The sequence below is a fragment of the Providencia sp. PROV114 genome (assembly GCF_032704305.1).
In the GTDB taxonomy this organism is placed as follows: domain Bacteria; phylum Pseudomonadota; class Gammaproteobacteria; order Enterobacterales; family Enterobacteriaceae; genus Providencia; species Providencia rettgeri.
On the sequence record NZ_CP120528.1, the window covers coordinates 1,089,718 to 1,112,470 of the forward strand.

Here is a 22,753-nt window from a genome sequence, read left to right on the forward strand (position 1 = left end):
CACAAAAGTCCTGCCTATAAAATTCGGCAGGACTGAGTGATAACGGAACAGATTAGCTTTCTACATCAAGACGCTTACTTTGCCACTTACGTGAACGCCAGCGCCATGCATTGGTTAAGCCGCGCAACCATTCATCAGCAAAGAAACCTAACCAAATACCTAAGAGGCCCATCTCCATTTTTATACCTAAGAAGTAGCCTAATGGGATAGCAACGCCCCACATAAAAATAATGGCGGTACACAGAGGAAAGCGGGCATCACCTGAGGCACGTAAGGCATTCACCATCACGATATTAATTGTTCTGCCGGGCTCTAAAAACACCGAAAGTAAAAACAATGGCAGCAATAATTCAATAATACCGTGGTCGTCCGTAATGTTATTTAGGATAGGATCACGGAATAACCAAAAGGCAATAACCACACCAATTGTTACGTAAAAACCCATTTTGAGGCTTTTTACCCCGCGCCTAAAGGCATCTTCAAAGCGTTTTGCTCCAACAAGATGGCCAACCATAATTTCATTACCAATACTGATAGAGATACCGAACAGCATGATAAATAATGACAACTGGAAATAGAGTGTTTGTGCCGCAAGAGATGTTTCTCCCATGAGACCGATAAACGCAGATGCGGTCATAAAATGGAGGATCCAAACGAGGTTTTCACCGGCGGAGGGTAAGCCAATATGTAAAATTTTACCCAACATTTTTCGCGACCAGTGTATTAGCATCATTGGGACAAATTTAATCCTCAACCCATAAAACAGTAGGCAGAAGAGTAAAATAACGGCAACAATACGCCCAACGACAGTTGACCAAGCAACGCCCTCAAGGCCATATTGTGGTAACCCAAAGAAACCATAAAGAACAATGATGTTACCAAACACGGTAATCACATTAGCGATTAATGTGACCCACATTGCAGGCTGTGCTTTACCATAAACTCGCAAGCATGCGGCTAAAATAATTGAAATCGCTTCAGGAATTAAACATATCCCTAAAATACGTAAATAAGTATAACCATCAGCCATTAAATGTGATGGCATATTCATGATAGTTAGAATGCTATAGCCAAAAAATAATGCGACTAGCGCGCTAGAAAAACCAAGAATAAAGTTAAACGCGATTGAAATATGAATTGCTTGGCTGGCTTTTTCTCTGCGGCCTGCTCCTAAGTATTGGGCAATAACAACGCTACATCCCACACTTATAAAGTTAAAAATAGTAATAAATAGGTCAAACACTTGGTTTCCCACCCCCATAGCAGCAAGGTAGGCAGTAGAAACGTGGCTAACCATATAGGTATTAATTAATAATGTGGCCAAATGAAGAAAAATATCGATAAAAATTGGCCAGCTGAGCGAAAAGAGTGACCGCTCAGTCACATCAGATTGATGCATTGAGAACCTTTATATATTCATGAATGTTAGGGAAAGCTTGTTGAGTGGCTAATTCTACATGGATTTCAACAATGAAAATAGGGTTAAAATGCATCTGATTTAATTAGGCTAATGTTTTGTTTACTTTTAATTATTCTGTTAAATTTAATTTCGCTATATACCCTAAATAATTCGAGTTGCAGGTAGGCGACAAGGGAAGATAGGCGGGGAACATAGATAAACTATGTGACTCGGCGAGCTGAGCGTAGTCACTTATACCTCAACGAAAAGCGCTGCAACTTGAAGGATTACGGGTATAAATAATTTAATAAGCAACATCAGCACGGTATAGGAGTAAAAATGACAAAAATTAAAGCAGCAATAGTGGGCTACGGTAATATTGGCCGCTATGCACTAGAAGCTGTTCTGGCCGCTGAAGATTTTGAGTTAGTCGGGGTAGTTCGTCGCAATACACAAGATATTCCCGCTGAACTTTCAGCCTACAAAGTGGTTGATGATATTGAAAAACTAGGAGAAGTTGATGTTGCGCTACTCTGTTCACCTACGCGTGCAATCGGTCCATTAGCAGCAAAAATTTTAAGTTTGGGAATTAATACGGTTGATAGCTTTGACGTTCATTCAGATATTGTCGCTTTAAAACACAGCTTAGATGATATTGCGAAGCAACATAATAGCGTGGCAGTTGTTTCTGCTGGATGGGATCCTGGTTCGGATTCGATTATGCGAACTCTAATGTTAGCGATGGCACCAAAAGGGGTAACTTTTACTAATTTTGGACCAGGGATGAGTATGGGGCACAGTGTGGCTGCCAAAGCAATTGATGGCGTCAAAGATGCACTTTCTGTCACAATCCCATTAGGGACTGGGGTTCATCGCCGTATGGTTTATGTTGAATTAGAAAGTGGCGTGAATTTTGATGCAGTGACTCAAGCAATTAAAGCAGATAGCTATTTTTCTTCTGATGAAACACATATTCGTCAAGTCGATAGCATTGATGCATTAAAAGATGTTGGGCATGGTGTGCACATGACCCATAAAGGGGTTTCAGGGGCAACACATAACCAGTTATTCGAATATTCAATGCGTATTAATAATCCCGCACTCACTTCTCAGTTTATGGTTTCTGCCGCACGTGCGACCATGAAACAAGCTGCAGGTGCATATACCGTGATTGAAATTCCACCCGTGAATTTCTTACAAGGTGATTTAGATACGCTGATCGCCAAACTGGTTTAATTTCAATTTAATCTATCTATGGCATGGCGAGTGTACGTTCATGCCATCTTGTCGATATTCCTTACACTTTATCTTATCCTGAATCCGCCATTCGGACTTTAGCCACTGTTTATTTTTTGTGTTATCAAGTAGCTTATTAGTAAAGTGATATTGATGACATGGAGTGAGGTAATGGTAAAGCCACCAAGGAATGGGAAAGATAACAACCAAGGTTTTTTCCCAAAACAATCTTCAGTAAAAAGTGTGAAGGAAACTCCGCATTCTTTCAGCATTATTCGTGCTTTTTCTAAAATAATAAATTATGGCTTTTCATTATTTTATGTCGGTTTTATTTTATCGGTATGGTTTTTTCCTGAATACTATACAGTAGAAATTATTTATAACCTGACACTGATCCTGATTTTTGAATTTATTTTAGTTCACTCAGGCGTCTTTATGGCGGTATTTCGTGATTGGCGAATATTAACGTTATTTGCCCTTTTCTATGGCCTTTTTGCTCTGGCTATTAATATGTCAGTCTTAGGGGATTCCCCATTAATTTTATATTTGTATAGTGCCACTGTCGCAAATCGAATGCTTTTTGGTTTAACCAGTCGAACAGAGCAAGAACGCTCTGAAAATATGGGCTATTCAGCGTTAATGGCACTCAATTTTATGTTCTGTATTTTCTCGGTGTTAATTTTATCTTTTCTCGTACCTTATGGCGGATTAACGCCTGAATATTTAAGGTCGATTGACTATTATTCGAGTATTTCTACGGGGGGGGAGTTTCCAGATAAACCCCATGTGGCTTTTGCCTTTGGCGTGCTCTATTTTGGTATGCCTATATTTATGGCTTGCCTAACACATTTTTTATGCAAAGGGCATTCTATTTACCAGGAAAAAGGGAAATAACTTTGTAGCTAGAAAGATAAAAAAACGCCTACCAAAGTAGGCGCCTGGTGTTGGCAAAATATAAAGTAAAAAACTAACGTGTAATTGATTTAAATTTTTGTGTGGTGGCGGTTAATGCCACTTCTGTTGGCAAACGTTCCATTGAGCTGGCACCATAGAAGCCATGGCAATCAGGGCAGTTGGCTAAAATGTATTCAGCATCTTCTGGGGTAGCTATTGGGCCACCGTGGCACAGAACAATCACATCTTCGCGTACTGCTTTTGCCGCTTTTGCCCATTCATTGATTAATGGCACACAATCTTTGAGCGTCAGTGCCGTTTCTGCGCCAATATTCCCGCCAGTCGTTAGCCCCATGTGTGGTACAATAATGTCAGCACCAGCTTGAGTCATCGCAATGGCATCTTCAGCACTAAAAACGTAAGGCGTTGTAAGTAAATCTTTTTCGTGGGCTAAACGGATCATTTCAACTTCTAACCCATAACCCATACCTGTTTCTTCTAAGTTGGCGCGGAAATTACCATCAATTAGACCGACAGTAGGGAAATTTTGCACCCCTGCAAAACCTGTTGCTTTGATATCATCAAGGAACTTATCGAATTGGCAGAATGGATCTGTTCCATTCACACCCGCAAGAACTGGCGTCTGTTTTACTACAGGTAAAACTTCTTTTGCCATATCCATAACGATTTCATTCGCATTACCATAAGCTAATAAACCTGCAAGGGAACCTCTACCCGCCATGCGGTAACGGCCTGAGTTATAGATAACAATTAAATCAATACCGCCCGCTTCTTCGCATTTCGCCGATAGTCCTGTTCCTGCGCCACCACCGATGATTGGTTCTCCCCGAGCAATCATGTCTCTAAATTTTTTTAATAAATCTGTGCGGTTATGTTTCATAATTAACCTCTATTATTTGTTCAAAATTTCCTGATGAAGCTGAATAACCTGATCACAAAACTCTGAGGAGTTAATATGATAAGGACTCAAAATAAGCTGTCTTTTCTCTGTTATTATTAAATTTGCGGTTAAAGTATCAATGAAGGCTTGGTCTGCGATAGGATCCCAAAATGGAGCACCTTCAACATCTAAAGCTGAGAAACCTGCTGTTGGAATAATAAAGCGCACTTCACCATGACAACGATTTAACTTTTCGGCAATCCAACGACCCATTTGCTGATTTTCTTCTTTGGTCGTTCTCATTAAAGTTACTTGAGCATTGTGATGATAAAATAAGCGATCTTGATAGTGTTTAGGCACAGTGGAAGGGCGACCAAAATTCACCATATCCAAGGCTCCACAAGACATCACGCAAGGGGTTTGAGTACGCTCAATAGCACCAAAGCGGTCTTCATCACATGCTAGTACGCCACCAAATAAGTAATCACACACTTCAGTGGTTGTAATGTCTAAAACAGAATGCAATAACTGGCTATCAATCAGTTTTTCCATGGCTTTACCACCACTGCCTGTTGCATGGAAGACTAGACAGTCATATTGGGCTTCTAACTGTGTTGTAAGTTGCTGGACGCATGGGGTCGTTACCCCGAACATGGTTAGGGCAATCGCGGGCTTTAAGTCGTGCGGTTGTTCTTCGCTATCAAACCAAACCGCTCCTGCAATTTGGTTGGCTGCATTTTTTAATACTTTACGGGAAATGATATTCAAACCAGACACATCAGTGACGGAGTACATCATCGAAATATCACTGGCGCCGATATAACCGGAAATATCCCCTGATGCCATCGTAGAAACCATTAATTTTGGAATACCTACAGGCAACACTTGCATGGCGGGTGTAATGAGTGCGGTTCCGCCTGACCCTCCTAAACCAAGAATAGCGGCAACATCTGTTTGTGCGGCAAGGTAAAGGCTAAAAGCGTGTGCCATGGCTTCAATGGCTTTACCGCGATCACCACAGAAAACGGCTTCAGCGCCAAGTGGATGAAAACTTGCAACGGCATGTGCGCTGATATCTGCGTTTTTATCTAATTGCGTTGGTTGTGTTGTCAGGTCAACGGTACGTACCGCCAATCCGGCGTTTTTGATTAATTCACTGACATAAAATAGTTCAGCACTTTTCGTGTCAAGCGTTGTTACAATATAAATAAAACCCGGATATTTTTTCATAGAAAAACCCTTTCAGAGTAAAACTAACGTTGAATTTTTCATCATAATGAGACTATAGTATCATTTTGTTTGGTTGTAAAATGAGATTGTAGTCTCATTTTGCATTTTATGGTGAAGGGTATTGGTGTTTGGGTAATATATCCTATTGATTAATCGAAATAAATTATCAATAAGAGTCTTGAATTATTTTGAATGGATGTGGAAACTTATAATATTTAAATGTAATTATTCTGTCTTTTGTTATTACTTTTAAAATCATCTTTATGGATAAATTTTTACAAATTATCAATCAAGTATGTTTACCTATTCACACTTATATGTTTTCATGAGTATTAACTCGATTTATAGTAAGTGACAGTATTTTAAGGATAAATTAATGTCTAAAACTAATTCATACTCAGAATACAAAGGGACACGAAAACGGACCTATGTATTATTGGTTACGACGGCTTTAGATTTATTTGAAAAAGGGGCAATGCCTTCTGTTTCTGAATTAGCGCTTGAAGCGGGAGTTTCTCGTGCGACAGCTTATCGTTATTTTCCGACGCAGGCCGATTTAATTACTGCAACGGTTAATGAGAGCTTAGGGCCAATTTTAACTTGGCGCCCACAAAGTGAGCAAACTGAAGATCGTATTGACGAGTTATTAACCTATGCATTTCCGCGTATGTTTGAACATGAAGGTGTTTTACGGGCTGCATTGCAAGCGTCATTGCAGCAGTGGGCTCAGGGTCGAGCTGATCCACAAAATGTTAATGATAAGCGTCTAGAACGTGGAAATCGCAAAGAAATTCTTGCGATGGTGACATCGCCAATGAAATCAGAATATCCGCAAGAAATTATAGATAAAGTGATTAGAGCCTTTTCTGTTATTTATGGTTCCGAAATATTTTTAGTATTAAAAGATATTTGGAAAATGGATGATGCCCAAGTCACTGCGTTAGCTCAATGGATGTCCAAAGCAATAATGAATCAAGCTCGTGCTGATAATATAAAACGGAAAAAATAGTTTTATGGCTACGTTATGTTAATTTTAGTTAAGAGAAATTTTTCAAACCAAGTCAAAATAATAAGATCAAAACCTAATAAATAGATAAATTCTGGTGGATACCACTAGGGTAATAAATAAATAAAAACTAAAGTCATATGACTTAAAATAATATGATATAAATTAGGACTATAAAAAGACTTAATGGTTAATACCATATGATGAAATTATTAAAAATGTTAGGTGGGATTTCCATCTGTGCCTTGATTGGTGGCGGGCTGACTTACCTCGGAGTTCCCCTTGCATTGATGTTTGGCCCAATCATTGCCATTATCATTTTTCATCGTTTTGGTGTTTCGTTTGCCATCCCTAAACATACTATTACCTTTGTTCAAGTCACGCTCGGGACCTCTGTGGGCTTGATGTTTAATCAAGTATCACTTAATGAAGCAGACAATTTATTTCTTTTACTATTGATGCTAGTTGTCTGTTTGGCTGTACAATTTTCATTTAGTTTTTTTTGGTTTTACCGCAAAGTCGGTTGGACAAAACAAGAAGCGATGCTTGGCTCTGTCCCCGGTGCTATGGCAGCTATTCTGGCATTAACTGACCATACTCATACCCCACCTCAGAAAATTGTTATTTCCCATACAATTCGCTTAATTATTCTTATTTTATTAGCAGGAATTGTTGTGGGGAGCGATGGAGATCCTCAACCGATAATAGAATTTCCAGAATTGACATTAGTTGCAACGGGATGGCTAGTGCTCATTATTGCAGTTGGGGTAATTTCAGGGGCAATATTACAGCGTTTAAAAGTCCCCGCACCTTTTATGTTAACGTCATTAGCGGCAGCAACTCTTATTCAAGGTTGGGCGGATATCCCATTAAATTTCCCGTTGATGTTGACTGAACTCAGTATGGTATTAATTGGGATGAACATTGGTAACCATTTCATTGTGTTTCCACTTTCATCGTTAATTAAAAATATATACTCTTCGGCCCAAGTTGTGGTGGTTAATATCGTGCTGACTTTTCTTATCACGGTATTTGCCTCTTGGATTACAGGCTATGATATTTCGGTACTATTGTTAGCGTGGGCTCCGGGGAGTATGGAAGCGATGACATTCGCCGCAATCACCATGAATTTAGATGCGGGCTTTGTTATGTCAAACCATATTATCAGGATGGTAATTATTCAAAGTATTCCATCGATAGCGTTGTTTTGGCAAGAAAGAAGGCAAAAAAGAAATAGTCATTTAAAGTAAAGAAAGAAAACATGCAGGCGATATTTGGCATGTTTTCTTGATAGGCTTTTTTCATCTGCTTATTTGACGTAAGCAAAGAGGCCTAGTGAATCGCGAGCAAGAGACTGGCATTTAAACTCGGTGGTGAGTGGTATCCCTTTTAGATCACTATAACTTTCTTTGTTAAGAACGGTCATTTTTTCCGCATTATAGTTACTAAGATCCCATTTGTTACTTTTCGCAAAGTAAACAATAGCACGTTCAATTTCTCTATCTGGGATTTGTGAATACCCGCAATCATATTTTAGATAAATAAAAACGGCCGTGAGATCAGCAAGATCTTCAGCTTCGTTGGTGGAAAGAGCTCTGGCAGAATTGGTTATCCCTAACAGAGTCATTAAGCATGACATCAATATAAATTTGCGCATTCGTTATTCTATCTGTTTTCTATGTCAAGTTACGTTAGCATAAGAATAGAATTGTTAGTCAACTATATTTTTCTTAAATCCATGTAATAAACCCACATTTATGGAGTGGTTTTATTGACCTTCCTGTAAGGGGAAGCTTTATCATACCGTCATTAAACCATGTTTTGCTTCGAAAGTGTAATTTGTCATAAATCACACCACAGATGATTATCAATTTGATAAATAAAAGGAAGGTTATCAATGCTACGTCGCGATTTTCTTAAATTAAGTGCTATCACATATGCTGCAAGTGCGCTGCCTATTTGGAGCCGCATCGCGGTCGCAGCGGGAAATTATCCAACATTAGCGATCCCCCCCTTATTGGAGCCTGATGCGCAAGGTAACATTCAGTTGGTTATCCAGAAGGGCGTTTCACAATTTGTTCCTGGAAAGCAAACGACAACATGGGGTTATAACGGCAATTTATTAGGCCCTGCAATTAGCTTGAAAAATGGACAGAATGTTAATATCAATATTGTTAACCAACTGGCAGAAGACACGACAGTTCATTGGCATGGTTTAGAAATTTCAGGTGAACAAGATGGCGGCCCCCAAGCAATAATCGAACCAAACGCAAGCCGAAAAGTGAATTTTACGGTAAACCAAAGTGAAGCGACATGTTGGTTCCATCCTCATACTCATGGAAAAACCGGCTATCAAGTGGCTATGGGGTTAGCAGGCCTTGTATTAATTAAAGATGATGACAGCACAAAGCATGGCTTACCAAACGATTGGGGTGTTGATGATATTCCAGTCATTTTGCAAGACAAACGCCTAAAAGATGATGGCCAAATTGATTATCAACTTGATGTGATGAGTGCCGCAGTGGGTTGGTTTGGCGATATCATGCTAACGAATGGTGCTGTTTATCCTAAACATGTTGCCCCGAAAGGTTGGATACGATTAAGGTTATTAAATGGCTGTAATGCTAGAAGCTTAAATATTTCCACCAGTGATGGACGTAAAATGTATGTCGTTGCGAGTGATGGTGGTTTATTAGCTGAGCCGATTGCGCTAACCGAATTACCTATCTTGATGGGAGAGCGTTTTGAGGTATTAATTGACGCCTCCGATGGCCGCGCATTTGATTTGGTAACGCTACCTGTCGGGCAAATGGGAATGACGATTGCACCATTTGACCAGCCTTTGCCAGTGCTGCGTATCGAAACAACGTTGACGAAAGGGGAAGGTGACTTACCATCAACACTAGCAGCCATACCCGCGATTCCTTCTCTTGCTGGCTTAAATCGCCGTCGTTTCCATTTAATGATGGATATGCGCTTAGATATGCAAGGCATGATGATGTTGCGTGAAAAATATGGCGATCAGGCGATGGGGAATATGGGCGGTCATGGTGCAATGATGGGGAATATGAACCACGGTAACATGAATGCAGGTAATATGAATCATGGAAATATGAATGGCAAAATGGGAAGTGGCGGCCATTGTGGTACAGGTTCTGATGGCTTGGATATTCATAATGCGAATACTATAAATGGGCAAGTTTTCTCAATGACGCATCCTGCATTCAACGCTCCTATGAATCAACAAGAAATTTGGGTCGTTTCAGGACGCGGTGATATGATGTTGCATCCATTCCATGTTCATGGCACGCGTTTTCGTATCCTAAAAGAAAACGGCCAAGCCGTAGAGCCTCATCGTCAAGGATGGAAAGATATTGTCAAAGTAGAAGGGCAGGTGAGTGAAATTTTAGTTGAATTTAAACACCCTGCAACACAACAGCACCCTTATATGGCTCATTGCCATCTCTTAGAGCATGAAGATACAGGGATGATGTTGGGCTTCACTGTGAGTTAACAGCCACATTTACTTTCAGAGAAAATGTAGTGTGAAATTTTAGCACTGCATTTTCCTTTATTAGTATATGCGTGCTGCCTATGATAAAATTACGCGCTTTCCATTCCCATAGATGCGTAATAGAAGATGAAACATACCCTTGAAGTGATGATCTCTGAAGAAGAGATTACTCAGCGAATCAGCGAATTAGCCGATAAAATTAGTGCTCATTATCAAAAACTTGATGGTGAATTAGTCCTTGTTGGCTTACTAAAAGGTTCATTTATTTTTATGGCCGACTTATGCCGTAAGATTGATGTTCCCCATGAAGTCGATTTTATGACTGTTTCAAGTTACGGTAATGCGATGACATCAAGCCGTGATGTTAAAATTGTCAAAGACTTGGATGAAGATATTCGCGATAAACACGTCTTAATTGTTGAAGATATTATTGATTCAGGTAATACCTTAAATAAAGTACGTGAGATTTTCGAATTACGCGGCCCTAAATCTGTCGCTATTTGTACATTGCTGGATAAACCTTCACGTCGAGAAGTACAGGTTCCTGTTGAGTGGATTGGTTATTCTATCGAAGACAAATTTGTGGTGGGTTACGGTATTGACTACGCTCAACAATATCGCCATTTACCTTATATTGGCCATGTAACGTTACTTGAAGAATAAAACTTTAGAATAGCATGAATAAAAAGGGCAGCGTAAGCTGTCCTTTTGTTTTAATATAATATTAACAACACGTTATATCTTAATTTTAATTGTTTACTCTCATTTGTTGTTAATGATAAATTTGCTTTAATTGAATTTTATTTTCTTTTTTTTAGTCAATTGAAAGGAAAGTTTTTTATATTTTAATTATGCTGATTTGGGGATTAATAAGAAAGAAGCTCTTAATTATAAGAGCTTCCAATTTATATTTTAAATTACTTTTTTTGAGTTAAAGTAGAAATGGCTTCACGGTAACACAATTCAAGTTTTTCTCGACTATCGGCAGTAATATGTAAGTCTTGTAATCGACCATTATTAATCCCATATACCCAGCCGTGGATCATCACTTTTTGGCCACGTTTCCATGCAGACTGCATGATCGTTGAATGCCCTAAGTTATAAACTTGCTCAACAACATTTAACTCACATAAACGGTTAAGACGCTCACAAGGCTTTAATTCACCCAACATAGAGCTATGTCTGTACCAAATATCTCTTATGTGTAATAGCCAGTTATTAATTAAGCCAAGTTCGGTATTATCAACCGCCGCTTCAATACCACCACAGCCATAGTGGCCGCAAATAATAATGTGCTCAACTTGTAAGACATCAACCGCATATTGAATGACTGATAAACAGTTTAGGTCAGTGTGAATGACTAAGTTGGCAACATTACGGTGCACAAAAAGGTCCCCAGGTGCCGCGTTAATGAGTTTTTCTGCAGGTACTCGGCTGTCAGAGCAGCCTATCCATAAGAATCTCGGCTTTTGTGCTTTTGATAATTCTTTGAAGAATTCGGGGTCTTGTTCATTGACTGATGCTGACCATGCTTCATTGTTAGCAAACAGCTCTTCGATTTTTCTCATCATGACTTATAGCCTAGTTGTGTTACTTTGCGATAAAATCTTATACAACATTTATTGATTAATTAATAATTAGTTATACTAATTTTAATGCCCTTATGATGAACCTGTCTTTTAGACAAGACAACCCTAAATTTATAACATATTGAATTATATTGTATAAACTAATTATCTCTTTTCTGCATAACATAGAGCAGAAAAAAGTGGCATCATGGCGATATATTGCCTTCAAACCGTTCTAAGAATAAAGGTTTTTTTTACATATGACATATGCACTTGAGTTATCGCAGTTAACCAAAACCTACCCAGGTGGTGTGAAAGCCCTGAAAGGGATTGATCTGAGCGTTGAAGACGGTGACTTTTACGCATTGTTGGGACCAAATGGCGCGGGTAAATCAACTACAATAGGGATCATTAGCTCGCTGGTAAACAAAACAAGCGGGTCTGTAAAAGTATTTGGTTATGATTTAGAAAAACAAGTTGTGCAAGCAAAGCAGCAACTTGGATTAGTGCCTCAAGAGTTTAATTTCAATCCATTTGAAACGGTATTACAAATTGTCCTTAACCAAGCCGGTTATTATGGGGTTACGCGTTCTGTTGCGGTACAACGTGCAGAGCAGTACCTAACCCAACTTGATTTATGGGAAAAGCGTGATGAGCGGGCACGTAATTTGTCCGGTGGTATGAAACGCCGTTTAATGATAGCCCGTGCATTGATGCACCAACCAAAGCTATTAATTTTGGATGAACCCACGGCGGGTGTTGATATTGAGCTTCGTCGCTCAATGTGGACATTTTTAAAGAATCTTAACGCTCAGGGGACGACAATTATTTTAACAACTCACTATTTGGAAGAGGCTGAAATGTTGTGCCGTAATATTGGCATTATTCAACATGGTGAATTAGTTGAAAATACTAGTATGAAGCAATTACTGAGCCAATTAGAATCAGAAACCTTTATTTTTGATTTAATGCCAAAAAGTCCGATCCCTCAATTATTAGGGTATGAATCTCGTTTGATAGATACTTCAACACTTGAGGTGGATGTTAAAAGAGAGCAAGGTCTAAATAGTGTCTTTAGCCAATTTAGTGAGCAAGGTGTTCAGATTTTAAGTATGCGAAATAAAGCAAACCGATTAGAAGAGTTATTTGTTAACTTAGTTAAAAGAGAAAGTAATGCAACCGAGAAGGAGATTGCAAGATGATCTCATTATATTGGGTCGCATTGAAAACCATTTGGATAAAAGAAGTCACACGGTTTGGTCGTATTTGGATACAAACACTATTACCACCGGTGATCACAATGTCGCTGTATTTTGTGATTTTTGGTAACTTAATTGGTTCTAGAATTGGTGATATGGGTGGTGTGGATTATATGCAATTCATCGTCCCTGGGTTAATCATGATGGCGGTGATCACTAATTCATATTCAAATGTTTGTTCTTCTTTCTTTGGCTCTAAATTTCAGAAAAATATCGAAGAATTACTGGTAGCCCCCGTTCCGACGCATATTATTATCGCAGGTTTTGTCGGCGGTGGTGTTGCTAGAGGGATTTTAGTGGGTTTTCTTGTTACATTGGTATCGTTATTCTTTATTCCATTGCAAGTACATTCATGGTCAATGGTAGTCATAACGTTATTGCTAACCGCAATTGTATTTTCACTTGCTGGCTTACTAAATGCTATCTTCGCAAAGACATTTGATGATATTAGTATTGTTCCAACCTTTGTCTTAACACCATTAACGTATTTAGGTGGTGTATTTTATTCACTATCGCTGTTACCACCGTTTTGGCAAGCCGTTTCTAAACTGAACCCAATTGTGTACATGATCAGCGGCTTTCGTTATGGTTTTCTGGGAATAGCCGATGTTTCTATCGCGATTACGTTAGGCGTCTTAATGATTTTCTTAGTCGTCTTTTATGCATTAACATGGTTTTTGATTGAGCAGGGTAGAGGCTTAAGAAGTTAAATTTTGGGCTGAAATTGTGTAAAAAAAACGGCTTTTGGTACTTAGCGTAATCAAAAGCCGTTTTTTATTGAGATGTATATAAATGGCAATACTAATCAAATTGTTGGATAAATAAAATCCAACATTATGCCACTTGAACAGGGACTGCTTTTGCGATGCGACTCATTTTATTGTTTTCATCAAAATAAGCCACTTTTGGCTTATGTAGGCGCGCATCTTCATCTTCCATTTGTACATAAGAACAAATAATCAGCTTATCACCAACCGCAGCGCGGCGGGCAGCAGCACCATTAACCGAGATGATTTTTGAGCCCCGTTCGCCTGAAATTGCGTAAGTCGAAAAACGTTCGCCATTATCAACGTTGTAAATATCAATGGCCTCGTATTCAAGGATCCCAGCGGCATCCATAAAGTCCTGATCAATCGCACATGAGCCTTCGTAGTGTAAGTCTGCTTGTGTGACTGTGACGCGATGGAGTTTGCCTTGCAACATTCTTCTTAACATGTCTTCTTCGTCCTTCAAATTGCAGCGTTGTTGACTACGTGTATATAAGTCGCAACAGGCTTAGCAACGCAGCAAGATGGTTGCTGTGATAGTGTTATAAGTCTTATTGTTTTATGCAATATTACTTGGTAGGTCAACTTGTAAATTGTCAATAAGACGCGTTTGACCTAACCATGCCGCCATTAAAATAACCGCACGTTTACTGGACTCACCAAGTGGTAATAATGTATCTGCATCGCGAATAAATAGCTCATCAGGAGTAAAGCCGGCTTCTCGTAAGCTATTGTTCATCTCTTCAATAATAACTTCAGATGCATCAGGTTCAGCCACTAATTTTTCACCCGCTTGTTGCATAATTTGATACAGCTTAGGCGCTGTTTTTAGCTCTTCCGCTGACAAATTATTGTTGCGTGAGCTCAGTGCTAGACCATTCTTGGCTCTAACTGTTGGGACGCTAACAATTTGTGTATCAAATGATAAGTCAGCAACTAACTTGCGAATTAATTGTAATTGCTGGTAATCCTTCTCACCAAACAAGGCAATATCTGGCTGTACTAAGTTGAACAACTTAGTAATAACCGTTGCGACACCTTTAAAGTGCCCAGGGCGGCTTGCGCCTTCTAATATGGTCGATAACTCTGGAACTTCAACAAAAGTCTGTTTTTCCATCCCTTCTGGGTAGAATTCTTGAGGGGAAGGCGCAAAAACCAAATTGATGTCACGACGTTTTAGTTTTTCGCAATCTTCTTGCAACGTTCGTGGGTAATTGGCTAAATCAGATTGCCTATCAAATTGCATCGGGTTAACGAAGATACTGGCAATCACAACATCAGCTTGTTTTTTTGCTTGGTCAATGAGTGTTAAGTGACCATCATGTAAATTACCCATTGTTGGGACAAGTGCAATACGTTTGCCTTCTTGTTTCCAGCGGCGGATTTCACGGCGTAAGATAAGCGCCGTTTCAACGATAAGCATACGTGTGTTCCTTATAATTTCTGACATCAATTAAGAAAAAGAATGGGCTTCACTTGGGTAAATGCCATCTTCCACTTCTTGGATATACATACGAATAGCATCATGAAGGTTGCCCGCTTGAGCTAAAAAGTTTTTTGCGAATTTAGGGGCTCGTGCGGTAATACCCAGCGCATCATGCATAACAAGAATTTGTCCATCAGTCCCATTTCCCGCACCAATACCAATCACGGGCAATAGTAGCTCTTCCGTAACATGATTGGCTAAGGTGGTTGGGACACATTCAAGAACCAACAATTGGATGCCTGCATTTTCTAGTGCAATCGCATCTTTGAGTAATTGATTGGCGGTGACTTCATCACGTCCTTGGACTTTATAACCGCCAAGGACATTGACGGCTTGTGGCGTTAAACCTAGATGGCCACACACAGGAACAGAGCGTTCTCCTAGCATTCTTACCGTATCACATAACCAACTGCCACCCTCAATTTTGACCATGTTTGCGCCTGCCTGCATTAAAATAGCCGCATTGGCGCAAGCTTGTTCTGGTGTGGCGTAACTCATAAATGGCATATCTGCAATAATGAAGGCATTTGGCGCGCCTTTGCGAACGCATCGGGTGTGGTAAGCAATTTGCTCGACAGTAACGGGTAAGGTGGAGGATTCACCTTGAATCGTCATTCCAAGTGAGTCTCCAACGAGCATCACTTGGATACCTTGCTCATAAAATAATTGAGCGAAGCTTGAGTCATAGGCTGTCATAGTTGCAAATTTGTGTTTGTCTTTTTTAAACTGACATAAATCAGCCAGAGAAATTGGTTTCATTATAATAACCTCCGGAAATGATCTCCCTGCGACCATACCTCATAAGAGGTTGAACATTTCAGGCTGGAATATCCCAAAACGTTAGGCCATTTCGAGGGACTTGTGTGAGTCTTTCTGAAAGCTTTTCGCCATCAGGAAAAACAAGAGAAGGGGCGATTTCACTAAGCGGATACAACATAAATTCACGCTCTTTTAGCCCATAATGTGGAACGATCAACCGTTCAGTATTGATGATACGGTTACCAAAAAGCATGATATCGAGGTCCAGCGTTCGTGGCCCCCAACGCTCCTCTTTGCGTACACGGCCCAGCTCAAGTTCGATTTTTTGTGTATAGTTGAGGAGAACTTCGGGCTCAAGAGTTGTTTCAAGTAACACAGCCAGATTAAGAAAATCTGGCTGATTTTGCGGGCCTAGAGGCTTAGTTCGATAAACAGAAGAGGTAGAAACAACGCGGCTATTGGGTATCGCATCTAAAGCTGCAATAGCTTGCTGTGCCTGTAATAGTGGCTCACCAAGGTTACTTCCTACAGCAATATAGACTTGTTCCATTATATTCTCTCTATCTATTATGACTTATTTGACCGACGTGCCCCAGAACCGCCTTGTGATGAACGTGGACGATGGCGGCGGCGAGTGGGTGCATTGCCTAATTCCGAAATCATTTCACGCTGTTTGATATTATTTGCTTGCTGAAAATCAGTCCACCATAACGCTAGCTCTTGTAACTCGTTGCGGTGCTCGACATTAGCTCTTAATTCTAATAAATCAAACGCTGCACGGAATTTTGGGTGTTCCATTAATTTATTGGCACGACGGCCTTGGCGGCGAGGTAAGCGTAACTGCAATAACCAAATATCACGCATTGTGGTTGTAATGCGTTTTGGGATAGCAATTGAACGGCACTGCTCGTCTAGAATATCATTCATTGCCAGCGCAAAGGCGTCGTAATAGGCCAACCCGCCTTCTTGAGATAACTTCTCAGCATGCTCTGTAACTGGGTACCATAACATAACAGCAAATAAAAAAGCAGGGTTAACACGCTTATCATTTTTTAGTCTGAAGTCAGTATTTTTAAGAACTTGCTCAATGATTTTTTCCATTGGCGAATCACTGTTATCTGTAAAACGGCTTGCGACAACAGGGAAAAGTTGCTCAAACAAACCATACTTTTTGAGCATTTTATAGGTAGCGTAACCTTGGCCTGCTTGGAGTAATTTGAGAGACTCTTCAAATAACCGAGCAGATGGAATTTCTCTCAATAAATGAGCAAGTTGGTAAATTGGCTCAGCGGTTTTTGGTTCGATGCTCATATTTAATTTGCAGGCAAAACGTACCGCTCTTAGCATTCTAACAGGGTCTTCACGATAGCGCGTTTCAGGATCACCAATTAGACGAATAACGCCAGCTTTGAGGTCATTCAAGCCATTGACGTAGTCACGTAATGTGAAGTCTTCAATGTTGTAATATAGACTGTTAACGGTGAAGTCCCGACGAATCGCATCTTCTTCAATGGAGCCAAAGATGTTATCGCGCAATAGCATGCCGTTTTGTGCTTGTGCAGATAAGTTTTTGTCATCTGATGCATTTTGGTCATGGTGGCCACGGAAAGTTGCAACTTCTATGATTTCGGGGCCAAACATAATATGTGCCAGCCGAAAACGGCGACCCACTAAACGGCAGTTACGGAATAATTTGCGGATCTGTTCAGGCGTTGCGTTTGTCGTAATATCGAAGTCTTTAGGTTTTTGACCTAAAAGCAAATCACGCACACCACCACCCACTAAGTAGGCTTCAAAGCCACTTTTGTTTAAGCGATACAGCACTTTTAATGCATTGTCACTAATATCACTGCGTGAAATAGGGTGCTCGGAACGCGGGATAACAGTAATGTTTTCGTCGTTTACGGTTGTCATTGTAGGGCGCTTCTCAGGTGTTGAATCGGCACGTTGAGATTGACGAACCGTTTTTTTAATAGGGGTTGTTTTATGGGGTTGAGCTGTGTTCTGCTCTTTAGATGCGGTTTGCGCATGAGCAGAATGAGTGACTGGCCTTTTACCGGCTGCCTGTATATCTCGCGAAGGATCACGATGTTGTACTGCATCTTCAGGGGATGCGTCTGTATTGCGAGATAAAATATTACGGCAGAAATTTGCTACTCGGTTAAAAATAGTACACCTCGATGTCATTACCAATATTCATTAAACAAAATAAGCGGCTAATCATAGCTCACAGAAGTTTCTTTGAGAATGGTTAAACGAATAAAAGTCACCTCTAATTATAAACGTTACCAATAAAATTTACGTAAAATAATAGCCAGAAAAGCGTTCTCGCTATAGGCGGATACGATTAGAAGCCTTATTTTAAGCGATTTTTTGTTGTCAGTTAATTATTTAAGCTCAAACTGTAGAGCAAAAAAATAACATAATCTATTTGCGTAAAAAATTATGTGAAAGTAAATATTTATCTTATTTAAAGGTGAGTGAGAGGCGATCGTGGCCATCAACTGGCAGAAAATAGGGAGTAGGATGGGGTTGACTTGATGGTTAATGTAAATCAAAAGTCAGGAGCGGAACATGTCAGGAGTGGAACATAATAGCATGAAGCGTTTCCCTTGTAACGGCGCAGTAATATGCGCCGTTCAGGACTCCATATAGACACTAGCCTGCCATTTGCTTTTCGCGAATTTCTGCTAATGTTTTACAGTCGATACATAAATCAGCGGTAGGACGGGCTTCCAAACGACGGATACCAATTTCTACACCACATGATTCACAATAGCCAAAGTCGTCATCTTCAACTTTTTTCAGCGTTTTTTCGATTTTCTTAATCAGTTTACGTTCACGATCCCGGTTACGTAATTCAAGGCTGAATTCTTCTTCCTGAGCGGCTCTATCAACGGGGTCTGGAAAGTTAGCTGCCTCATCTTGCATATGAGTAACAGTCCGGTCCACTTCATCTCTGAGTTGATTGCGCCATGCTTCGAGAATGAGCTTAAAATGCGCCAACTGGGCCTCGTTCATGTACTCTTCGCCAGCTTTTTCATGATAGGGTTCAACCCCAGCAATGGCGAGAATGCTTAAGGACGATGTCTTACGTTTTTGCCCTTCTTGCATAATGCTTCTCCTACACACGCAAATTTTACAAAAACCCCAAGGGGGAAAAATTAAGGTCGCTATAAATAGCAGAAGACTGCTCTCTTGGCAATCGTTCCTGCAATGAGTTTTGTAATGCTGTGAGGGCGAGCGTGTTTATTCCCTTTTTAGCGCCCAGAACTCTGCGGCCTCGTATAAAAATCGGTTAAAAAAACTTTATTTAATAGAGTTAAAGTGAATCTGCTTACTTAACACCATTTGTTGAACAGTTATATCAGCTTGATAACAAAGCACTTCAACACCACTTTGTCTCGCTGCCTCTAATAATTGCGCATATTGCTTATCAATATGAGCCGCTGCTGATGCTACGTGAATACCTGTGTGCAAAGCAACAAACAATAGTATGGCTCTTTTTCCTTCTTTCGCAATATGCATGAGCTCTCTTAAATGCTTTTGGCCTCTAAGTGTCACTGCATCAGGAAAGAATCCTTGATTATTTTCGAGTAAAGTTACTGATTTTACTTCGATAAAGCAATCTGGCAATCCATTTTGCGTTAGAAAAAAATCGATTCGACTATTTTCTGTGCCATATTTAACTTCAGGTTTTATTACACTATATTCAGATAATTCTGGAATGTGTTTTTCGGTTAATGCTTGTGCAACTAATTGGTTCGCACGAAGGGTATTAATGCAAATAAAATGGCCGTCTGCGGTTTGGGTTAACTCCCAACTATACGGGTATTTGCGTTTTGTATTATTGGAAGTCGAATACCAAATGGTATCACCAGGGGTAGCACAACCTGTCATAGCGCCTGTATTTGCACAGTGAATGGTAATTTCTTCACCGCTCGGTAAAGTGACATCAGCCAAAAAGCGCTTGTAACGCTTAATTAAAGTAGCTGGTTGTAAGGCGGGTTCAAATTCCATGGGGTCTCCGCTATCGTTGTCGGTAATATGCTTACTGGCAAAAGAGGCTAATGCTACAATGTCTAACAGTAAAAGTTAAATACATGGAGTGATAACCCCAGTGTTACCGATATTTGAAGTTTGTGAGGACATACTTACCGCATTAACCTCTTCTCCTCAAGTTTTGCTTCATGCACCGACAGGTGCTGGTAAATCAACAGTTTTACCGTTAGAAATATTAAAGAGTGGGGTTATTAACGGGCGGGTTATCATGTTAGAGCCTCGTCGCTTAGCAGCGCGCTCAGTGGCTGCTCGCCTTGCACAGCAACTCGGTGAAGAAGTTGGTCATACTATTGGTTTACGCATGCGCTCTGAAACTAAAGTTAGTCGCCACACGCGTCTTGAAGTGGTTACCGAAGGCGTACTCACTCGCTTACTGCAAAATGATCCCATGCTTGAAGGGGTTGGTTTAGTCATTTTAGATGAGTTCCATGAGCGAAATTTACAGGCAGACCTTGGTCTCGCTTTGCTAATTGATTCACAGCAAGCCTTACGTGAAGATTTACGTATTCTATTGATGTCTGCGACATTGGATAATCAAGGGCTGTCTCAGTTGTTTCCTGATGCTCCGGTTATCACGTCACAAGGGCGTACATTCCCCGTAATACGTGAATATCATCCTATTAACCCAAATAAACTCTTTCATAAAGAAGTCGCATTGGCGGCTTGGCAGTTATTGCAGCAAGAACATGGGTCTTTATTATTATTTCTTCCAGGTATGGGGGAAATCGAGAAAGTAAGAGCAGAGCTCGCTTTGATGGTTAGTGAGGACATACTTTTATGTCCTTTATACGGTGCATTATCCCTACAAGCCCAGCAACAGGCGATTCAGCTAGCACCAGAAGGAGTGCGAAAGGTCGTATTAGCCACCAATATTGCAGAAACCAGCTTGACGATTGAAGGGATCCGCCTTGTGATAGACAGTGGTTTTGAACGCGTGGGGCAATTCAATCCACGAACAGGACTAACAAAACTAGTTAAACAGCGAATTAGCCAAGCGTCGATGGCACAACGTGCAGGCCGAGCAGGCCGTTTGGAAGAAGGTGTTTGCTGGCACTTATTCAGTGAAGAGCAGGCTGAGCGTGCGGCACAATTTAGCGAGGCCGAAATTGCACAAAGTGACTTGAGCAGCTTATGGTTATCTTTATTACAATGGGGTTGTCACGATGCCGCACAGCTGAACTGGCTGACTTTACCCCCTAAACCGGCAATATCAGCGGCAAAAAATTTACTTGGCAAATTAGGTGCTATTGATGCAGCAAACAAGTTAACGCCTTTTGGGCAGCAGATGGCGGAGTTAGGCAGTTCAGTACGAACAGCGGCAATGTTATGTAAAGCACAACAAAGCCAAAATCAGTCTGTTATCCAATTAGCTGCACTGTTGGTGGCGATTATCGAGGAACCACCTCGTCAACAAGATGCGGATCTTCGCTATTGCATAGAAAGGCCAACAGAGGGGTGGTGTAAGAGAGCATCAGTGCTTTGTGAACAAAGAGTATCGAGTATCATTGGTAAGCAAGATGCACTTATTAGTGAGTGGTTACCAACGTTGCTGGCCACAGCGTTTCCTGACTACATAGCGAAATCTCGAGATAACCAACAACGCTATCAACTGGCGAATGGTTTAGGGGCGATATTGAATGAATCGGATAGATTATCCGGTTCTCCATGGTTAATCGTCGTGGCTTTATGGCAACCCGAAAATATGGCAGATGCCCGTATTTCCTTGGCTTACCCTGTAGATATTGACAGACTACAAGCAGATTGCCCATCGCTGTTTAACAAACAAGAAACGGTCGAATGGGATGAACAAAAAGGGACATTATTAGCTTGGAAACGCTTGCAATGCGGTCAATTAGTGGTGAAATCAGAACGTTTAAGCAACCCTGATAACACTGAAATTCGTTATGCGTTAGTTTATTGGTTGAAGCAAAATGGCTTGCAGCAATTAAACTGGCAGGAAAATGCTCTACAACTGTGTATCCGCTGCACGTTAGCTAAGCAGTATTTTCCTGATATTAATTTGCCTGATTTTGATGAAGCGGCATTATTGGATTCACTGGATGAATGGCTAGAGCCTTATCTTGATGGCATAACAAATAAACAAAAATTACAGCAGATTGATTTAGCCTCCTTATTGGTTAATCGATTAGATTGGCAGCAGCAACAGTGGTTAGAACGCATGTTTCCGGTAACCTATCGAGCGCCATCTTCACATGATGTAAGTATTCACTACGCATTAGATAAACCACCAGTCATAGCGATTCGTATGCAAGAAATGTACGGGGAAAAAGCGAACCCGACTGTTGCACAAGGAAAAATAACCGTAACAGTTTCTCTGTTGTCTCCTGCCATGCGGCCGTTACAGATCACGCAAGACCTTGGTGCATTTTGGCAAGGCAGCTATAAAGAGATACAAAAAGAGATGAAAGGGCGCTATCCAAAACATTTATGGCCAGATGACCCTGTAAATACTGCGCCAACGAGACAAACAAAAAAAGCGATGATGGGTGCGAAATAATCTATTTTTATGCTCTAATAGCGGGTTTCCTCATTGGCTCTATCAATGAGCCGACTGAGTAAGGAAATGTAATTAAGAGCTTTCTTTGGTGAAATCTCTGGGGTTCTAGGCCAAAATTAACCACTAAACTGACATTACTAGTGCGTTATTAAGT

21 protein-coding genes are annotated in these 22,753 nt (G+C 40.4%); 9 read left to right on the top strand and 12 right to left on the bottom strand.

From position 1 onward, the window contains the following. Positions 1-52 precede the first annotated feature (52 nt). Positions 53-1,399 (bottom strand): MATE family efflux transporter, encoded by a 1,347-nt coding sequence (locus P3L37_RS04730; protein WP_004913749.1) that lies wholly within the window; start codon positions 1,397-1,399, stop codon positions 53-55. 339 nt (positions 1,400-1,738) lie between these two features. Between P3L37_RS04730 and P3L37_RS04735 the strand changes: the two genes are divergently transcribed. Continuing rightward, positions 1,739-2,635 (top strand): diaminopimelate dehydrogenase, encoded by an 897-nt coding sequence (locus P3L37_RS04735; RefSeq protein WP_109912038.1) that lies wholly within the window; start codon positions 1,739-1,741, stop codon positions 2,633-2,635. A 171-nt stretch (positions 2,636-2,806) separates the two neighbouring features. Continuing rightward, positions 2,807-3,529: a hypothetical protein gene (locus P3L37_RS04740; protein WP_004913743.1), complete on the top strand. Its 723-nt coding sequence runs from the start codon at positions 2,807-2,809 to the stop codon at positions 3,527-3,529. Positions 3,530-3,602: 73 nt separating this feature from the next. On the opposite strand, the gene P3L37_RS04745 is transcribed toward P3L37_RS04740, so the two are convergent. Together P3L37_RS04745 and P3L37_RS04750 are read right to left on the bottom strand one after the other, a co-directional pair. Then, the gene (locus P3L37_RS04745; protein WP_004913739.1) at positions 3,603-4,430 is read right to left on the bottom strand and encodes a phosphoenolpyruvate hydrolase family protein; all 828 of its coding nucleotides are present in this window, start codon (positions 4,428-4,430) and stop codon (positions 3,603-3,605) included. A gap of 12 nt (positions 4,431-4,442) precedes the next feature. Continuing rightward, positions 4,443-5,660, bottom strand: a complete 1,218-nt coding sequence (locus P3L37_RS04750) for a Tm-1-like ATP-binding domain-containing protein (RefSeq protein WP_109912040.1) — start codon at positions 5,658-5,660, stop codon at positions 4,443-4,445. A 376-nt stretch (positions 5,661-6,036) separates the two neighbouring features. Between P3L37_RS04750 and P3L37_RS04755 the strand changes: the two genes are divergently transcribed. Next, positions 6,037-6,669, top strand: coding sequence for a TetR/AcrR family transcriptional regulator (locus P3L37_RS04755; protein ID WP_109912041.1), 633 nt, complete (start codon positions 6,037-6,039; stop codon positions 6,667-6,669). A 197-nt stretch (positions 6,670-6,866) separates the two neighbouring features. Continuing rightward, positions 6,867-7,916 (top strand): AbrB family transcriptional regulator, encoded by a 1,050-nt coding sequence (locus P3L37_RS04760; protein ID WP_110732211.1) that lies wholly within the window; start codon positions 6,867-6,869, stop codon positions 7,914-7,916. A gap of 59 nt (positions 7,917-7,975) precedes the next feature. Here the strand turns inward: P3L37_RS04760 and P3L37_RS04765 are convergent, their stop codons facing one another. Further along, a complete protein-coding gene (locus P3L37_RS04765) occupies positions 7,976-8,323 on the bottom strand; it encodes a YacC family pilotin-like protein (protein ID WP_004913725.1) in 348 nt (115 codons plus the stop codon). Between the two features lie 240 nt (positions 8,324-8,563). Here P3L37_RS04765 and cueO point away from each other — a divergent pair, with 240 nt between their 5' ends. Both cueO and hpt read left to right on the top strand, forming a co-directional pair. Next, positions 8,564-10,180: a multicopper oxidase CueO gene (gene cueO, locus P3L37_RS04770; RefSeq protein WP_004913722.1), complete on the top strand. Its 1,617-nt coding sequence runs from the start codon at positions 8,564-8,566 to the stop codon at positions 10,178-10,180. Positions 10,181-10,306: 126 nt separating this feature from the next. Further along, positions 10,307-10,843: a hypoxanthine phosphoribosyltransferase gene (gene hpt, locus P3L37_RS04775; protein ID WP_238562587.1), complete on the top strand. Its 537-nt coding sequence runs from the start codon at positions 10,307-10,309 to the stop codon at positions 10,841-10,843. A gap of 254 nt (positions 10,844-11,097) precedes the next feature. Here hpt and can read toward each other — a convergent pair whose 3' ends face one another. Then, positions 11,098-11,751, bottom strand: coding sequence for a carbonate dehydratase (gene can / locus P3L37_RS04780; protein WP_042851647.1), 654 nt, complete (start codon positions 11,749-11,751; stop codon positions 11,098-11,100). Between the two features lie 257 nt (positions 11,752-12,008). Here can and P3L37_RS04785 point away from each other — a divergent pair, with 257 nt between their 5' ends. Both P3L37_RS04785 and P3L37_RS04790 read left to right on the top strand, forming a co-directional pair. Beyond that, positions 12,009-12,950: an ABC transporter ATP-binding protein gene (locus P3L37_RS04785; protein WP_004913716.1), complete on the top strand. Its 942-nt coding sequence runs from the start codon at positions 12,009-12,011 to the stop codon at positions 12,948-12,950. After that, positions 12,947-13,717 (top strand): ABC transporter permease, encoded by a 771-nt coding sequence (locus tag P3L37_RS04790; RefSeq protein WP_109912044.1) that lies wholly within the window; start codon positions 12,947-12,949, stop codon positions 13,715-13,717. Before P3L37_RS04785 ends, P3L37_RS04790 begins: the two co-directional genes overlap by 4 nt. Positions 13,718-13,841: 124 nt before the next feature. Here the strand turns inward: P3L37_RS04790 and panD are convergent, their stop codons facing one another. The 7 genes from panD to sfsA all read right to left on the bottom strand — a co-directional run bounded on the left by panD (position 13,842) and on the right by sfsA (position 20,039). Then, positions 13,842-14,222 carry an aspartate 1-decarboxylase gene (gene panD / locus P3L37_RS04795; RefSeq protein WP_109912045.1) on the bottom strand — a complete coding sequence of 127 codons (381 nt, stop codon included), beginning with the start codon at positions 14,220-14,222 and terminating at the stop codon, positions 13,842-13,844. 111 nt (positions 14,223-14,333) lie between these two features. Further along, on the bottom strand, positions 14,334-15,197 hold the full coding sequence (gene panC / locus P3L37_RS04800; protein WP_004913709.1) for a pantoate--beta-alanine ligase: 864 nt from the start codon (positions 15,195-15,197) through the stop codon (positions 14,334-14,336). A 30-nt stretch (positions 15,198-15,227) separates the two neighbouring features. Then, the gene (gene panB / locus P3L37_RS04805; protein WP_004913707.1) at positions 15,228-16,019 is read right to left on the bottom strand and encodes a 3-methyl-2-oxobutanoate hydroxymethyltransferase; all 792 of its coding nucleotides are present in this window, start codon (positions 16,017-16,019) and stop codon (positions 15,228-15,230) included. A gap of 58 nt (positions 16,020-16,077) precedes the next feature. Next, the gene (gene folK / locus P3L37_RS04810) at positions 16,078-16,569 is read right to left on the bottom strand and encodes a 2-amino-4-hydroxy-6-hydroxymethyldihydropteridine diphosphokinase (protein WP_004913705.1); all 492 of its coding nucleotides are present in this window, start codon (positions 16,567-16,569) and stop codon (positions 16,078-16,080) included. A 17-nt stretch (positions 16,570-16,586) separates the two neighbouring features. Beyond that, positions 16,587-17,933: a polynucleotide adenylyltransferase PcnB gene (pcnB, locus tag P3L37_RS04815; protein ID WP_206608472.1), complete on the bottom strand. Its 1,347-nt coding sequence runs from the start codon at positions 17,931-17,933 to the stop codon at positions 16,587-16,589. Positions 17,934-18,677: 744 nt separating this feature from the next. After that, complete coding sequence (gene dksA, locus P3L37_RS04820; protein ID WP_004260494.1) at positions 18,678-19,133, bottom strand: RNA polymerase-binding protein DksA; 456 nt, start codon at positions 19,131-19,133, stop codon at positions 18,678-18,680. Positions 19,134-19,328: 195 nt separating this feature from the next. Then, positions 19,329-20,039 (bottom strand): DNA/RNA nuclease SfsA, encoded by a 711-nt coding sequence (sfsA, locus tag P3L37_RS04825; RefSeq protein WP_004913698.1) that lies wholly within the window; start codon positions 20,037-20,039, stop codon positions 19,329-19,331. 100 nt (positions 20,040-20,139) lie between these two features. On the opposite strand from sfsA, the gene hrpB reads away from it, so the two are divergent. Next, entirely contained in the window at positions 20,140-22,599 is a 2,460-nt protein-coding gene (hrpB, locus tag P3L37_RS04830; RefSeq protein ID WP_272667440.1) for an ATP-dependent helicase HrpB, read from the top strand. The last annotated feature ends 154 nt before the right edge of the window (positions 22,600-22,753 follow it).

What these genes read in the sequence shown, in the direction of transcription:
- P3L37_RS04730 (WP_004913749.1), bottom strand. Translation starts at nt 1,399, where the DNA reads ATGCATCAATCTGATGTGACTGAGCGGTCACTCTTTTCGCTCAGCTGG.
- P3L37_RS04735 (WP_109912038.1), top strand. Translation starts at nt 1,739, where the DNA reads ATGACAAAAATTAAAGCAGCAATAGTGGGCTACGGTAATATTGGCCGC.
- P3L37_RS04740 (WP_004913743.1), top strand. Translation starts at nt 2,807, where the DNA reads ATGGTAAAGCCACCAAGGAATGGGAAAGATAACAACCAAGGTTTTTTC.
- P3L37_RS04745 (WP_004913739.1), bottom strand. Translation starts at nt 4,430, where the DNA reads ATGAAACATAACCGCACAGATTTATTAAAAAAATTTAGAGACATGATT.
- P3L37_RS04750 (WP_109912040.1), bottom strand. Translation starts at nt 5,660, where the DNA reads ATGAAAAAATATCCGGGTTTTATTTATATTGTAACAACGCTTGACACG.
- P3L37_RS04755 (WP_109912041.1), top strand. Translation starts at nt 6,037, where the DNA reads ATGTCTAAAACTAATTCATACTCAGAATACAAAGGGACACGAAAACGG.
- P3L37_RS04760 (WP_110732211.1), top strand. Translation starts at nt 6,867, where the DNA reads ATGATGAAATTATTAAAAATGTTAGGTGGGATTTCCATCTGTGCCTTG.
- P3L37_RS04765 (WP_004913725.1), bottom strand. Translation starts at nt 8,323, where the DNA reads ATGCGCAAATTTATATTGATGTCATGCTTAATGACTCTGTTAGGGATA.
- cueO (WP_004913722.1), top strand. Translation starts at nt 8,564, where the DNA reads ATGCTACGTCGCGATTTTCTTAAATTAAGTGCTATCACATATGCTGCA.
- hpt (WP_238562587.1), top strand. Translation starts at nt 10,307, where the DNA reads ATGAAACATACCCTTGAAGTGATGATCTCTGAAGAAGAGATTACTCAG.
- can (WP_042851647.1), bottom strand. Translation starts at nt 11,751, where the DNA reads ATGATGAGAAAAATCGAAGAGCTGTTTGCTAACAATGAAGCATGGTCA.
- P3L37_RS04785 (WP_004913716.1), top strand. Translation starts at nt 12,009, where the DNA reads ATGACATATGCACTTGAGTTATCGCAGTTAACCAAAACCTACCCAGGT.
- P3L37_RS04790 (WP_109912044.1), top strand. Translation starts at nt 12,947, where the DNA reads ATGATCTCATTATATTGGGTCGCATTGAAAACCATTTGGATAAAAGAA.
- panD (WP_109912045.1), bottom strand. Translation starts at nt 14,222, where the DNA reads ATGTTAAGAAGAATGTTGCAAGGCAAACTCCATCGCGTCACAGTCACA.
- panC (WP_004913709.1), bottom strand. Translation starts at nt 15,197, where the DNA reads ATGCTTATCGTTGAAACGGCGCTTATCTTACGCCGTGAAATCCGCCGC.
- panB (WP_004913707.1), bottom strand. Translation starts at nt 16,019, where the DNA reads ATGAAACCAATTTCTCTGGCTGATTTATGTCAGTTTAAAAAAGACAAA.
- folK (WP_004913705.1), bottom strand. Translation starts at nt 16,569, where the DNA reads ATGGAACAAGTCTATATTGCTGTAGGAAGTAACCTTGGTGAGCCACTA.
- pcnB (WP_206608472.1), bottom strand. Translation starts at nt 17,933, where the DNA reads ATGACAACCGTAAACGACGAAAACATTACTGTTATCCCGCGTTCCGAG.
- dksA (WP_004260494.1), bottom strand. Translation starts at nt 19,133, where the DNA reads ATGCAAGAAGGGCAAAAACGTAAGACATCGTCCTTAAGCATTCTCGCC.
- sfsA (WP_004913698.1), bottom strand. Translation starts at nt 20,039, where the DNA reads ATGGAATTTGAACCCGCCTTACAACCAGCTACTTTAATTAAGCGTTAC.